The 14764-nt window shown below is 41.7% G+C and carries 8 protein-coding genes; 7 read left to right on the forward strand and 1 reads right to left on the reverse strand.

Features of this window, described 5'->3' with window-relative positions; genetic code table 11:
* The first annotated feature begins 96 nt into the window (after positions 1 to 96).
* Positions 97 to 1008 carry a UTP--glucose-1-phosphate uridylyltransferase GalU gene (gene galU / locus PSR9079_RS04365; RefSeq protein ID WP_149980576.1) on the forward strand — a complete coding sequence of 304 codons (912 nt, stop codon included), beginning with the start codon at positions 97 to 99 and terminating at the stop codon, positions 1006 to 1008.
* Positions 1009 to 1429: 421 nt separating this feature from the next.
* Here galU and PSR9079_RS04370 read toward each other — a convergent pair whose 3' ends face one another.
* Positions 1430 to 2809 carry an MBL fold metallo-hydrolase RNA specificity domain-containing protein gene (locus tag PSR9079_RS04370; RefSeq protein WP_149980577.1) on the reverse strand — a complete coding sequence of 460 codons (1380 nt, stop codon included), beginning with the start codon at positions 2807 to 2809 and terminating at the stop codon, positions 1430 to 1432.
* A 934-nt stretch (positions 2810 to 3743) separates the two neighbouring features.
* Here PSR9079_RS04370 and PSR9079_RS04375 point away from each other — a divergent pair.
* The 6 genes from PSR9079_RS04375 (at position 3744) to PSR9079_RS04400 (ending at position 14736) form a co-directional block, all read left to right on the forward strand.
* Positions 3744 to 4223 carry a DUF721 domain-containing protein gene (locus PSR9079_RS04375; protein ID WP_145236680.1) on the forward strand — a complete coding sequence of 160 codons (480 nt, stop codon included), beginning with the start codon at positions 3744 to 3746 and terminating at the stop codon, positions 4221 to 4223.
* Positions 4224 to 4695: 472 nt separating this feature from the next.
* Entirely contained in the window at positions 4696 to 7404 is a 2709-nt protein-coding gene (secA, locus tag PSR9079_RS04380; RefSeq protein WP_149980578.1) for a preprotein translocase subunit SecA, read from the forward strand.
* A 299-nt stretch (positions 7405 to 7703) separates the two neighbouring features.
* Complete coding sequence (gene mutT, locus PSR9079_RS04385; RefSeq protein ID WP_149980579.1) at positions 7704 to 8099, forward strand: 8-oxo-dGTP diphosphatase MutT; 396 nt, start codon at positions 7704 to 7706, stop codon at positions 8097 to 8099.
* 561 nt (positions 8100 to 8660) lie between these two features.
* Entirely contained in the window at positions 8661 to 9116 is a 456-nt protein-coding gene (locus tag PSR9079_RS04390; protein ID WP_149980580.1) for an REP-associated tyrosine transposase, read from the forward strand.
* Positions 9117 to 9881: 765 nt separating this feature from the next.
* Positions 9882 to 11954, forward strand: coding sequence for a M13 family metallopeptidase (locus PSR9079_RS04395; protein ID WP_149980581.1), 2073 nt, complete (start codon positions 9882 to 9884; stop codon positions 11952 to 11954).
* Between the two features lie 1906 nt (positions 11955 to 13860).
* Positions 13861 to 14736: an NTP transferase domain-containing protein gene (locus tag PSR9079_RS04400; RefSeq protein WP_149980582.1), complete on the forward strand. Its 876-nt coding sequence runs from the start codon at positions 13861 to 13863 to the stop codon at positions 14734 to 14736.
* Positions 14737 to 14764 lie beyond the last annotated feature (28 nt).

Consider the following 14764-nt stretch of genomic DNA (forward strand, 5'->3'; position numbering starts at 1 on the left):
CTCGCTGTTCGAAGCCCGAACTCATTCACTCCCTATAAAGCTTTGCGCTGCTAACTTGATCCTAAATTGATTTAAACACTCTATAAAGGATCTATTATGAAGGCTGTTATCCCTGTTGCGGGTCTTGGTACACGTATGTTGCCAATGACTAAAGCTATTCCAAAAGAAATGCTCCCACTGGTTGATAAACCACTTATTCAATACATAGTGAATGAGTGTGTTGCTGCGGGTATTAAAGAAATTGTGCTTGTTACTCATAGCTCTAAAAATGCGATTGAAAACCATTTTGATACTAGCTTTGAACTTGAAGCGACACTTGAAAAACGCGTAAAGCGTAAGTTACTTGATGAAGTGCGCTCTATTTGCCCACCTGATGTAACTATTTTACATGTGCGCCAAGGTGAAGCTAAAGGTTTGGGTCATGCAGTGTTGTGTGCTAAGCCAATCATTGGTGATGAAGATTTTGTAGTTTTACTGCCTGATGTAATACTTGATGCTTATACTGCAGATCAAAAAACTGAAAACTTAGCGGCAATGATTGCACGTTTTAAAGCAACATCAGCAAGCCAAATTATGCTTGAACCCGTACCTGAGCAAGATGTATGTAAATACGGCATTGCTGATATAAATGGCGCTGTAATTACTGCGGGTGAAAGTGCGAAAATCAAAACAATGGTTGAAAAACCAAGTGTTGGTGACGCGCCATCAAACCTTGCTGTAGTTGGTCGTTATGTACTGTCAAAAACTATTTGGCAATTACTTGATAAAACTCCGGTTGGCGCAGGTGGTGAAATACAACTAACCGATGCTATTGATATGCTTATGAAAATTGAAACGGTTGAAGCATTTCATATGAGTGGCCGAGCTCATGACTGTGGTGATAAATTAGGTTATTTAAAAGCGATTGTTGAATACAGCATGCGTGATGAAAACCTAGGTGCTGACTTTACAAGCTTTGTTGCAGAGTTAGTTAACCCTAAAAAACCAAGTCATTTAAAGGCAGTGTAAAATTTAGGTTTTAGGTTTTAGGTTTTAGGTGCTAGGGATAAACTAGGGTCTAGGTTATTCCCTGTAACTTTACCTTTTGAGTTAGTTCAATCTTCATTAGTTGTCTTCTCTTTATTTAAAGTATGTTTTTTACGAGATTTATTTATAAAGGTGTTAGTAAACGCGCGTCAGCAAGCTTAACGCCTACGGTGTTAAAGTTTCTCGGTGTTAAATCACTTGTAGGCGAGTGGCTTGCCACCGCGAAAGGTTTGTCATAGACGCTGCGCTTCAGAGGTGAGTAAAGGTACTAGGAGCTAGGGAAGTGACGAGGATAATTAATTAGCCTCGTGCACCGAGCTCCGAGCAATACAGCTAAGATTAGGCTAAATTTAACACTGGGCTGCTCGTAGCCCGTTACTCGAAGCTCGCCAACGTAACTTTGCTATTCCCCAATTTCAATTTTAATTCCTTCTCCTAATACCTCTCGATACTTTTGAGCTAATGCCTGTTTTGCATCATCATCACCGTGGACTATTTTTATATGGCTGGGCTTTTTACGCATGCCGGTTACAAATTTTATTAAGCCGTTTTGATCTGCATGCGCGCTGTAGCCGCTGATTGTGTGTACTGCTGCGTTAATGGTGATTTTATGGTCATTAATATGCACATAACCATTACTTGGTCCATAGGTTTGAATATCTCGGCCGAGCGTGCCACGGCCTTGGTAGCCAACAAAAATCACATCGGTAGTTTCATCAGGTAAAAATCGCTCTAGGTAATTCACAATTCGCCCGCCGGTGCACATGCCACTAGCGGCAAGAATAATTGCGGGTTGTTTGCGTTTGCTTAGGTAATTAATTACGGCAATATGCTCTTGGTGGCTGTCGATAGTATGCAACTGCGCAAAGTTTAATGGATGGCGACCTTTGGCTAAGCGTTTTTTTGCTTCATCGTCCCAGAGGGTTTTAAATTTTCGATACTCTGTGGTGAAGTTAGCTGCCATAGGGGAGTCCACAATAACCTCTATATTTTGCCATGGTGAATTTTTAGCTGCGTTGTGAATTATTTGCTCCAGTTCGTACAGTAACTCTTGCGTACGGCCAATGCTAAACGCTGGCACTAATACAATGCCATTATCGGCAACGGCTTTTTCAATCACCTTTTTCAGTGTTTGCGTGCGTTCTTTTCGGCCTTGATGGTTTTTATCACCATAGGTTGACTCGATCACTAAAGTATCGGCTTTGTAAGGCGCTTTTGGGGAAGGCAGTAGCGGAGTATGCGGCGCTCCTAGGTCACCAGAAAATACTACGCGATGGGAATTTCCCTTGATAGTTTTAGTTTTTATATCGATTTCAACATAGGCGGAGCCTAAAATATGCCCGGCACGTTGTAAGCGAGCTTTCGCGGTGGGCTTGTTGCTGGTGGTTGGTAAGTCAAACCAGCTATTAAATTCGATAGCGACAATACGCTTGGCAAGTAAGCTTAAACAGGCGTTAATAATTTTTTGATCTCGCGTTACCCCGACTTTAAGTGCATCTTCAATCACTAATGGTAATAGACTTGCTGATGCCTTCGAAGTAAAAATAGGGCCAGAGAAACCAGCAGCAAATAAGTAAGGTATGCGGCCAACGTGGTCAATATGACAATGCGTAACAATCAGCGCAGTGACAGTTGAGATATCAAAGTTGATAGCTAAACTTGGCCCGGCGTCTTCCCCTTGAAAAAGCCCACAGTCAATCAACACCGATGAGTGTTGATCATAATCTAACTGATGGCATGACCCTGTAACCCCATTCACCGCTCCATGATGGGTAATTTTCATGGTTGCTCCTTGTTGATTAAATTATACAAATTAGAAACAAGGTTAGGATAAAAAATGTCAAATTAAAAGGTTGGAGGTATTAAGGAAGTGACTAGGTGCTAGGAAGACAAAGGTATTAGGTTTTAGGGAAGTGACTTGGATCTATAGCCTAAAACCTAGTTCCTATGTTTTAAATGTGGCTCGGTGTTGGTGCGTCAGCAAGCTAAACGCCTACGGGTGTTAAGGTTTATCTCGGTGTTAAATCACTTGTAGGCGAGTGGCTTGCCACCGCGATATTCAATATTGTTTCGGTGTTTTCGCGTCAGCAAGCTTAACGCCTACGGGTGTTAAGGTTTATCTCGGTGTTAAATCACTTGTAGGCGAGTGGCTTGCCACCGCGATATTCAATATTGTTTCGGTGTTTTCGCGTCAGCAAGCTTAACGCCTACGGTGTTAAAGTTTGCCTCGATGTTAAATCACTTGTAGGCGAGTGGCTTGCCACCGCATTTTAAATGTGGCTCTGTGTTGGTGCGTCAGCAAGCTGAACGCCTACGGTGTTAAATTGTATTCTGGTGTTTAATTAGTTACTTGTAGGCGAGTGGCTTGCCACCGCTAAAAGGTCAAAGGTGCTAGGAAGACAAAGGTACTAGGGAAGTGACTAGGACCTGCGCTTTAAGATCTGGTCCCTATATTTTAAAGCGTAGGCGCGGCTTTATGCCGCGCGTTTGTATTGAACCATCAGTCATTAGATTTCAGGTGTAGCTAATCTCTGCCTTTAACCTTTAACCTTTAACCTTTAACCTTTAACCTTTAACCTTTAACCTTTAACCTTTAACCTTTAACCTTTAACCTAATACCTAGCACCTATTACCCCGTATCTTTCATTTCTCGAGGTAGCTTTAACCTTTGCATTCAATTAAACTCAGTCTCTTCAATGTAACTTTTGGTGTTTTGCATGGCTAAAGATAGGTTCGCGCCAAAACCTTTAAACGATATTATGGCTGGCCTGAGTGGTCGATTGTCGTCGTATGCAGGTAAAAGCCAAGCATTAGATAAACAACAAACGTTGTTAAGTGAATTTTTGGGCGCTAATTTAGGTGGAAAATGTCGCGTTAGTAATTATCGCGATGGTACGCTGATGATTGAGGCGGTATCTGCACCTATAGCACTGCGTTTAAACTACTTAAAAATGGATATGCTGTCACACTTTCGTAGTGCCGGTATGGCAGAACTTGGGCAAATCAAAATTACCGCTAACCCACAAGCCAGCCAACGATTAAGTCCAAATAATGCGTTAAAAACAGCTAACGCCACTCCCGCGAATAAATTAGCTATGAGTGAACAAACCGCTGATTACCTTAATGCGATTGCACAAAGCGCACCACCGTCACTAAAAGAAAAGCTAGAGCGACTAGCGAGGCATGGTAAAAAATAAAGGTTTTTGGCGCTAGAAGAAATAGGCGCTAGGAAAAGTTTACCATGTATATTTAGTTTGCAACTGTATTGAAGAACCTAGAACCTAGAACCTAGAACCTAGAACCTAGAACCTAGAACCTAGAACCTAGAACCTAGAACCTAGAACCTAGAACCTAAGTTCTTATACTCCCCTTGATTTTCTTTTATCCACCTCCATATCTCCATAGTTAATATAATTTTATAGTCTTAATTAAAGTTATGTTTACGGCTTATTTTAAATTTTCTTGCAGAAAACTGATATCTTAACTACGCGATGGTTTGATGTTTCGCAGAGTCTGGTATAGTAGCGCACGTATTGAACGCTGTATTTCACAACGTTTCTCGAAATTGCTAATTAATATGTGCTCGTGTGAGTAATCTATTAATTAGTAATTATAAAAATGGGTTAGCTGATACTCGGCTAGCAAAGAACACATTGTAACGGTTTTATCATGATATCTAATTTATTTACCAAGATTTTTGGTAGTCGCAATGACCGCACTATTAAAAATTTAAGAAAGACGGTCGCGCTGATCAACGCGCTTGAAACGCAACTTGAAGCGCTTTCAGACGAAGATTTAAAAGCCAAAACAGCAGAGTTTAGAGAGCGTTACGATAACGGACAAGGTCTTGATGACATTCTACCAGAAGCATTTGCTGTGGTACGTGAAGCATCAAAACGTGTAAATGGTATGCGTCACTTTGACGTGCAGTTGCTCGGTGGTATGGTTTTACACCAAGGCCGCATCGCAGAAATGCGTACTGGTGAGGGTAAAACCCTTACCGCAAGTTTACCAGCATACTTACGTGGTATTACAGGTAAAGGTGTTCACGTAATTACTGTGAATGACTACCTTGCCAAGCGCGATGCTGAAACTAACCGCCCATTATTTGAATTTTTAGGTTTAACTGTTGGCTGTAACGTACCGGGTATGATGCCGCAACAGAAAAAAGAAGCCTACGCCGCTGATATTACTTACGGTACTAATAACGAATTTGGTTTTGATTACCTGCGTGACAATATGGCGTTTAGCATTAACGAACGCGTACAACGTCCACTTTACTATGCGGTAGTCGATGAAGTTGACTCGATCTTAATTGATGAAGCCCGTACTCCACTGATTATTTCCGGCCCCGCTGAAGACAGTTCGCAGCTGTATGCTGAAATTAATACCATAGTTCCGCTTCTTGAGTTACAAGAGAAAGAAGATGAAGAAGGTATTGAAGGCGATGGTGATTTCACTATTGATGAAAAAGCCAAGCAAGTTCATTTAACTGAACGTGGTCAAATCAAAGTTGAAGAATTACTGATTGAACGTGGTTTGATAGCTGAGGGCGACTCGCTTTATTCTGCTGCGAGTATTACCCTGCTTAGCCATATTTATGCGGCATTACGTGCCCATAAGCTGTATCAAAAAGACATTGATTACGTTGTAAAAGAAAACGAAGTAATCATTGTTGATGAACACACTGGCCGTACAATGGAAGGGCGTCGTTGGTCTGAAGGTTTGCATCAAGCTGTTGAAGCAAAAGAAAATGTAAAAATTCAAAACGAAAACCAAACGTTAGCGTCAATTACATTCCAAAACTACTTCCGTATTTACGATACCCTTGCAGGTATGACCGGTACTGCCGACACTGAAGCATTTGAGTTTCAGTCAATCTATGGTCTAGATACTGTTGTTATGCCAACTAACAAGCCGATGATCCGTGAAGATCGCGCTGATTTAGTTTACTTAACGCAAGAAGAAAAATACGAAGCCATTCTAATCGATATTAAAGATTGCCAAGAGCGCGGCCAGCCAGTATTGGTGGGTACGATTTCAATCGAAAGCTCTGAGTATTTATCGCAATTTTTACGTAAAGAAAAAATCAAGCACAACGTACTTAATGCTAAATTCCATGCCCAGGAAGCAGACATCGTTGCTGATGCTGGTTTACCAGGCACAGTAACGATCGCAACTAACATGGCTGGTCGTGGTACTGATATCGTGTTAGGCGGTAACTGGAATAGCGAAGTTGAAAAACTTGAAAACCCAACTGATGAGCAAATTAAAGCGATTAAAGAAGCATGGCAAATTCGCCATGATGCAGTAATTGCTGCTGGTGGTTTACATATCATTGGTACTGAACGTCACGAATCACGCCGTATCGATAACCAGTTACGTGGTCGTTCTGGCCGTCAAGGCGATGCCGGTTCAAGCCGTTTTTACCTATCGATGGATGACGCATTAATGCGTATCTTCGCTGGTGAACGTATGACTAATATGATGCGTAAACTAGGTATGCAACGTGGCGAAGCGATTGAGCATCCATGGGTTAACCGTGCTATTGAAAACGCGCAACGTAAAGTTGAAGCACGTAACTTTGATGTGCGTAAACAGTTGCTTGAATACGATGATGTAGCAAATGACCAACGTCGTGTTGTTTACTCACAACGTAATGAGTTGCTTGAAGAAGGCGATATTTCAGAGACGATCACGGTTATTCGTGGCGACGTATTGGGTAACACTATTGACCAATATATTGCACCGCAAAGTTTAGCTGAAATGTGGGATATTCCGGGCCTTGAAGAGCGCTTAAAACAAGACTTCTTAATTGAGTTACCGATTACACAATGGTTAGCTGACGATAACAAACTTTACGAAGAAAAGTTACGTGAGCGGATTGAAGAGTCAGTTGAGCAAGCTTACAAACAGAAAGAGCAACAAGTTGGCGATTCTGTACTTCGTCAGTTTGAAAAAGCAATCATGCTACAAAGCTTGGATCAACATTGGAAAGATCACCTTGCTGCGATGGATCACCTTCGCCAAGGTATTCATTTACGTGGCTACGCGCAAAAGAATCCTAAGCAAGAGTACAAGCGTGAGTCGTTTGAATTGTTCTCTGAAATGCTTGAGAACCTGAAAATTGATGTAGTTAGTATTTTAAGTAAAGTACAAGTACGTGCTGAAGAAGATGTTGAAAAAATTGAAGAGCAACACCGCCAAAGTGAAAATGCTCCTCGCGAATATCAACATGAAGAGGTTGAGCACGTAGGCGGCGAAGCACCAAAAGGTGCGGTCGTAACATCACGCGCAGAGCCAAAAGTTGGCCGCAACGAACCTTGCCCATGTGGATCGGGTCAAAAGTTCAAACAGTGTTGTGGTAAGTTAAAATAACCAAATGTTATAATTAACAATTAAAAAGCGACGCCTGCGTCGCTTTTTTTGTTTGTAAGGTTAGATTTGCGTAGACGCGGGTTTTAAAAGGTTAAAGGAAAAAGGTACTAGGGAAGTGACTAGGTGCTAGGCTTAACTTTACTTTCTCGGTGTAGCGCGAAGCGCCTCAGTGGTAAAAATTGTTTAATTGATTTATTCACAAAGAGGTTAAGAGAGCGCTGCGCTTAAGAGGCAAATAAAGGGGGAGGACCTAGCGCCTTGAACCTATGTATTAGCGCGGTTTTAATAAAGGTATTACGATGAATAAAAAAATTGTGCATGTAGCGGTGGGGGTTATCAAAGCAGATAACACACTATTTATCTGTAAGCGCCCTGACGATAAACACCAAGGTGGTTTGTGGGAGTTTCCGGGCGGCAAAGTAGAAGCTGGCGAAACCGTATTCGAAGCACTAAAGCGCGAGCTTCAAGAAGAAGTAGGTTTAACAATTAATAGTTCAAGCGAGCTGATGGTTATTGAGCATGATTATGGCGATAAATGTGTAAAACTCGACGTGCATTTAGTTACTGATTTTAGCGGCCAAGCCCATGGCGCAGAAGGTCAGCAAAGTGCATGGGTCGCGATTGATAAGTTAGACGATTACAATTTTCCTGCCGCCAACGTAGAAATTATCGAAAAAATAAAAGTGGATGTTTAAATTTACGTAGGCGGGTGGCTTGCCACCGCGTTTCAAAATGTGGCGTGGTGTTTGTGCGTCAGCAAGCTCAACGCCTACGGGTGTTAAATTTTACTTTGATGTTTAATTAATTACTTGTAGGCGAGTGGCTTGCCACCGCGTTTCAAAATGTGGCGTGGTGTTTGTGCGTCAGCAAGCTCAACGCCTACGGGTGTTAAATTTTACTTTGATGTTTTAATTAATTACTTGTAGGCGAGTGGCTTGCCACCGCGTTTCAAAATGTGTTGTGGTGTTTTGCGTCAGCAAGCTTAACGCCTACGGGTGTTAAATTTTACTCTGGTGTCTAATTAATTACTTGTAGGCGAGTGGCTTGCCACCGCGTTTTAAATGTAGTGTTTGTGCGTCAGCAAGCTTAACGCCTACGGTGTTAAATTGTATTCTGGTGTTTAATTAATTGCTTGTAGGCGAGTGGCTTGCCACCGCGTTTTAAAATTCCGTGTTTGTTTATTAAGAAAGCTCAATCTCTACTGGAGGGATCTCGATTAATTGCTATATTTACTTGTAGTTAATTGGGGGAAAGTAATGGTTGATACAAGTAAGCGGACTAAAGGGCGATGCTCGATAATTAATCATTATTACTCAGTTACAATTTGTACTGAAAATAGAATGCAGCTTTTTTGTGATTTTGATAGTAGCTGTTTAATTATGAGGGAGTTACATTATTTTTCGCATTCGGGAAACCTTAAGACAATTTGTTTTTCATTAATGCCTGATCACTTGCATTGGCTATTTCAGCTTAGAGATACTGATGATTTATCCAAAGTTATTGGTCAATTTAAAAGTATTACTACGATTAAATTGAACCGTTATTTACTTTCTAGCGGAAAAATTTGGCAAGCTAACTTTTATGATCACAAGCTTAGATCTGATGAAGATTTACTTAACCAAGCTAGATATATAGTTGCAAACCCGCTCAGGGCTGGCTTGGTTAAAAGTGTGGGTGATTATCCATTTTGGAATTGTGTATATTTAAACTAATCCCAGTACATCTAATCTACTCTTTCGTAATATGCCACCGCGTTTCAAAATGTAGTGTGGTGTTTTTGCGTCAGCAAGCTCAACGCCTACGGTGTTAAATTTTACTCTGGTGTTTAATTAATTACTTGTAGGCGAGTGGCTTGCCACCGCGTTTTAAAATGTGGCGTGGTGTTTGTGCGTCAGCAAGCTTAACGCCTACGGGTGTTAAATTTTACTCTGATGTTTAATTAATTACTTGTAGACAAGTGGCTTGCCACCGCGTTTTAAAATGTGTTGTGGTGTTTTGCGTCAGCAAGCTCAACGCCTACGGGTGTTAAAGTTTGTCTCGGTGTTAAATTTACTTTGATGTCTAATTAATTACTTGTAGGTGAGTGGCTTGCCATCGCGATATTCAAAATTTGGTGTGGTATTTGTGCGTCAGCAAGCTCAACGCCTATGGGTGTTAAAGTTTGTCTCGGTGTTAAATTTACTTTGATGTCTAATTAATTGCTTGTAGGTGTGGTTTTATGCCGCGCTTTTGTATTTAGATGTTAGATGGAGCTAGTCTCTGCCTTTAACCTATATCTTTCATTGCTCGGTGGTGAACTTAAAATTGCGAGTGATAAACCCTCGCTTACAAACTTTGTTACATATTAAAAGCGCTTGTTTTGGTTCATCGGTTTATTGTTGCACTGAACAAGTTTAATATGGAAATAGCGAATATTCTATCGAAGTACTTTATTTGAGTGGTGAATATTTAAACGATAACTAACAAATGAGATAGTCATGAAAAAAGTAACTCTAACTGCGGCAAGTATTGCACTTGCTTTGGGATTAGTCGGTTGTGGCGAAAAACAAGAATCAACAAAAGCGCCTGAGGCCACGGTGGTTAGCGCACCAGTAGAGCAGTTAAATTCAGGTATTGAATTAGCAAATATAGATAAGTCGGTCCGTGCACAGGATGATTTTTATTATCACATTAATGGTCAATGGTTGGCGACGACTGAGATCCCTGGCGATAAATCAAATTACGGTTCATTCTCACAATTGTATGACGACTCTCAAGCCGCAATGAAAACAGTGCTTGAACAAGCGGCTGCTAATACAGCTGCTAAAGCCGGAACTGATGAATATAAGCTAGGTGCGTTCTTTAAGAGTTACATGAATGAAGCCAAGCGTGATGAATTAGGTATAACACCGCTAAATGGTCCGTTAACTGCTATTGATGGTGTTAAAAATAAGTCTGATTTAGTTACACTTATGGCGCAAATACGTATTCAAGGTGGCGCGGTGCCATTTGGTTGGTATGTAAATAATGACGCTAAGAACTCGAGTGAAAATGCATTATATGCGTATCAATCAGGCCTTGGCTTACCGGATCGTGATTATTACTTAAAAGACGACGAAAAGTTCACTAAAATTCGTGCCGCGTACCAAGTTTACATTGCTGACGTTCTAAAACGCGCAGGTGTAGAAAAAGCCGATGAAGCTGCTAAAGCAATTATTGCACTTGAAACCAGTATTGCTGATGCACAGTGGACGCGTGTTGAAAGTCGTGATGCTACAAAGTCTTATAACAAAATGAGCGTAAGTGATGCAAGTAAGCTAACAGGTGAGTTTGACCTTACTGAATACTTCAAAGCGTCTGGTGTAAATGTACAAGATATTATCGTTAGTCAGCCTAGCTACTTTGAAAAATTTGCCGATATTTATAAAGCAACAGACCTTGAAACGTGGCAACAATATCTTAAATTTCATTTAGTAAGTAACTATGCAGGTATATTAGATAAAGATCTGGTTGATTTAAACTTTAACTTTTACAGCACCACATTACGCGGCGTAAAAGAGCAAACTCCGCTTTGGAAACAAGCCGTTGATGCATCAAATGAAGTGTTAGGTGAAATTTTAGGAAAAGTGTACGTTAAAGACAATTTCCCGCCAGAAGCAAAAGCGCGCATGGAAGAGTTAGTTGATAACGTGATCAAAGGCTATGGCGTTGCGATTGAAAATCTTGAGTGGATGAGCCCTGAAACCAAGCTTGCTGCGAAAGAAAAGCTCGACAAATTTACCCCAAAAATTGGCTACCCAGATAACTGGAAAGACTATTCACAGTTAAGCATTAATGCGGATGATTTAGTTGGTAACTATATTCGCCATAGTGAATGGGCTTATGCCGATATGATTGACAAGCTAGGTAAGCCAGTGGATCGTTCTGAATGGCATATGACACCACAAACAGTCAATGCTTACTATAACCCGGTGAATAACGAAATTGTATTTCCTGCGGCAATTTTACAACCACCATTTTTTAACTTAGAAGCTGATGATGCGGTTAACTACGGTGCAATTGGTGCGGTAATTGGTCACGAGTTAGGCCATGGTTTTGATGACCAAGGTGCTAAGTATGATGGTGATGGTAATTTACGTGATTGGTGGAGCGAGTCAGACCTTAAACAGTTTGAAGAGCGCACTGGTCAGTTAGTTGCACAGTATAACGAGTATCAACCATTTGCAGATGCCAGTGTTAATGGTCAATTGACCTTAGGTGAGAATATTGGCGATTTAGGTGGCCTAACGGTTGCTTTCACTGCTTATCAGTTATCGCTAGGTGGCGATAAAGCGCCAGTCATTGATGGTTATACCGGTGATCAGCGCTTCTTTATGGGTTGGTCGCAAATTTGGCGTCGTAAATACCGTGACGAAGAGCTACGTAACCGATTAATGACAGATCCGCATTCACCAAGCCATTACCGCGTGATCGGTATCTTGTCGAATATGCCTGAGTTTTATCAAGCATTTGACGTTAAAGAAGGCGACAAAATGTACATCAAACCAGCTGATCGCGTAAAAATTTGGTAATTAATTTTTATTAGTTTGATGATTAAACGGTGGCTTAGGCCGCCGTTTTTGTTTTGAGGGGGAGTAAAAGGTTAAAGATCAAGGATAAAGGGGCTAGGTGCTAGGGAAGTGACTAGGAGCGCGTTGCTCGAAGCTCATGGCATTTACCCTCATTGTCTTCTCTTTGTGCGTCAGCAAGCTCAACGCCTACGGTGTTAAGGTTTACTTTGATGTTTAATCAGTGGCTTGCCACCACGTTTTAAAATGTGGTGTGGTTGGTGCGTAAGCAAGCTCAACGCCTACGGTGTTAAGGTTTATCTCGGTGTTAAATCACTTGTAGGCGAGTGGCTTGCCACCGCGATGTTCAATTTTGTATCGGAGTTTGTACGTCAGCAAGCTTAACGCCTACGGAGTTAAGTTGTACTTTGATGTTTAATTAATTACTGGTAGGCGAGTGGCTTGCCACCGCATTTTAAATGTGGAACGGTGTTTGTGCGTCAGCAAGCTTAACGCCTACGGGTGTTAACGTTTATCTCGGTGTTAAATCACTTGTAGGCGAGTGGCTTGCCACCGCGTTTTAAATGTGGCTCGGTGTTGGTGCGTCAGCAAGCTCAACGCCTACGGTGTTAAATTTTACTTTGATGTTTTAATTAATTACTTGTAGGCGAGTGGCTTGCCACCGCGTTTCAAAATGTGGTGTGGTGTTTGTGCGTCAGCAAGCTCAACGCCTACGGTGTTAAAGTTTACTCTGGTGTTTAATTAATTACTTGTAGGCGAGTGGCTTGCCGCCGCGTTTTAAATGTGGCTCGGTGTTTTTGCGTCAGCAAGCTTAACGCCTACGGTGTTAAATTTTATTTGATGTTTAATTACTGGTAGGCGAGTGGCTTGCCACCGCGTTTTAAATGTGGCTTCGTGTTTGTGCGTCAGCAAGCTCAACGCCTACGGGTGTTAAATTTTACTTTGATGTTTTAATTAATTACTTGTAGGCGAGTGGCTTGCCACCGCGTTTTAAAATGTGGTGTGGTGTTGGTGCGTCAGCAAGCTTAACGCCTACGGGTGTTAAATTTTACTTTGATGTGTAATTTATTACTTGTAGGCGAGTGGCTTGCCACCGCGTTTTAAATGTGGTGTGGAGTTTGTGCGTCAGCAAGCTTAACGCCTACGGGTGTTAAGTTGTACTTTGATGTTTAATTAATCACTTGTAGGCGAGTGGCTTGCCACCGCGTTTCAAAATGTGGCGTGGTGTTTGTGCGTCAGCAAGCTCAACGCCTACGGGTGTTAAATTTACTATGATGTTTATTACTTACTTGTAGGCGAGTGGCTTGCCGCCGCGTTTTAAATGTGGCTCGGTGTTTTTGCGTCAGCAAGCTTAACGCCTACGGTGTTAAATTTTACTTTGATGTTTAATCACTTGTAGGCGAGTGGCTTGCCACCGCATTTTAAATGTGGAACGGTGTTTGTGCGTCAGCAAGCTCAACGCCTACGGGTGTTAAGTTGTACTTTGATGTTTAATTAATCACTTGTAGGCGAGTGGCTTGCCACCGCGTTTCAAAATGTGGCGTGGTGTTGGTGCGTCAGCAAGCTCAACGCCTACGGTGTTAAATTTTACTTTGATGTTTATTACTTACTTGTAGGTGAGTGGCTTGCCACCGCGTTTCAAAATGTGGCGTGGTGTTGGTGCGTCAGCAAGCTCAACGCCTACTGTGTTAAATTTACTTTGATGTTTAATTAATTACTTGTAGGCGAGTGGCTTGCCACCGCGTTTTGAAATGTGCTCTGGTGTTTTTGCGTCAGCAAGCTTAACGCCTACTAGGGAAGTGACTAGGTGCTAGGCTAGAACCTATCCCCTAAAACCTAGCTCCTATAGCTAGATCTGGCGGTTGAAACTGGTAAACTCAGCTTTATTAAACGTTAAAGCTGATTAAAAATGAAAAAACATCATCTAAGTTTAGTCGTCCTCGCGGGTGGCTTGGGCTCTCGTTTTGGTGGCAATAAACAAATCGCTGAGATTGCTGGGTTGGGTTGTACCATTATGGAGTTGAGTATTGCTGATGCTGTTGCCGCAGGAGTAACTCAGGTTGTATTAGTGATCAATCAGGCTGTGCGCAGCGAGATTGAGCAAGTGATTTTACCGCGCTTACCAACGGGGATTGATGTTGTGTTGGTTGAACAACGCATTGATTTAGTGCCAGAACAATTCCAATTACTAGCACAACAGCGAAGTAAGCCTTGGGGCACCGGGCATGCTTTATTATGCGCTAAAGATCATGTTCATAACCCCGCGATCGTCATCACAGCCGATGATTATTATGGCGCGTCGTCATTTTTATTACTCGCTGAACATTTTAAAAACCTGACTAGTTGGGCTATGGTGGGTTACCCAATTATTGATACTTTGTCAGATCAAGGTGGGGTGAATAGAGGCGTATGCCAAGTTAAAAATAACCAATTAATTGATGTTGTTGAGTATTTAAATATTCAGCACGAGAACGGTCAAATAATGGGTGACAATCCGCAGGGGCTCCGTGAGAGAATTGCCGTGGATGCGTTGGCATCAATGAGTTTTTGGGCAATTACGCCAACATTTTTTGACCGCCTAGAAGCAGGATTTGACGAGTTTCTGCAAAAGTATGACAACGGTGTCAGAATGGAGTATTATTTACCCGATCAAGTTCAACAAGCGATCACATCTAATCAACAAATAGTTACCATATATAGCGCAAAAGAGTCGTGGTATGGAGTGACTTATAAATCAGAATTACAGGATGTTACAGGTAAATTATATGAATTACGTCACGGATGAACTAGCCCCGATCTTGCCTTTTCCCGGG

The sequence above is a fragment of the Pseudoalteromonas rhizosphaerae genome (assembly GCF_902498845.1).
GTDB lineage: Bacteria > Pseudomonadota > Gammaproteobacteria > Enterobacterales > Alteromonadaceae > Pseudoalteromonas > Pseudoalteromonas rhizosphaerae.

Coding starts and splice junctions, on each gene's coding strand:
- PSR9079_RS04395 (WP_149980581.1), top strand. CDS start 9,882: ATGAAAAAAGTAACTCTAACTGCGGCAAGTATTGCACTTGCTTTGGGA.
- mutT (WP_149980579.1), top strand. CDS start 7,704: ATGAATAAAAAAATTGTGCATGTAGCGGTGGGGGTTATCAAAGCAGAT.
- PSR9079_RS04370 (WP_149980577.1), bottom strand. CDS start 2,809: ATGAAAATTACCCATCATGGAGCGGTGAATGGGGTTACAGGGTCATGC.
- galU (WP_149980576.1), top strand. CDS start 97: ATGAAGGCTGTTATCCCTGTTGCGGGTCTTGGTACACGTATGTTGCCA.
- PSR9079_RS04400 (WP_149980582.1), top strand. CDS start 13,861: ATGAAAAAACATCATCTAAGTTTAGTCGTCCTCGCGGGTGGCTTGGGC.
- PSR9079_RS04390 (WP_149980580.1), top strand. CDS start 8,661: ATGGTTGATACAAGTAAGCGGACTAAAGGGCGATGCTCGATAATTAAT.
- PSR9079_RS04375 (WP_145236680.1), top strand. CDS start 3,744: ATGGCTAAAGATAGGTTCGCGCCAAAACCTTTAAACGATATTATGGCT.
- secA (WP_149980578.1), top strand. CDS start 4,696: ATGATATCTAATTTATTTACCAAGATTTTTGGTAGTCGCAATGACCGC.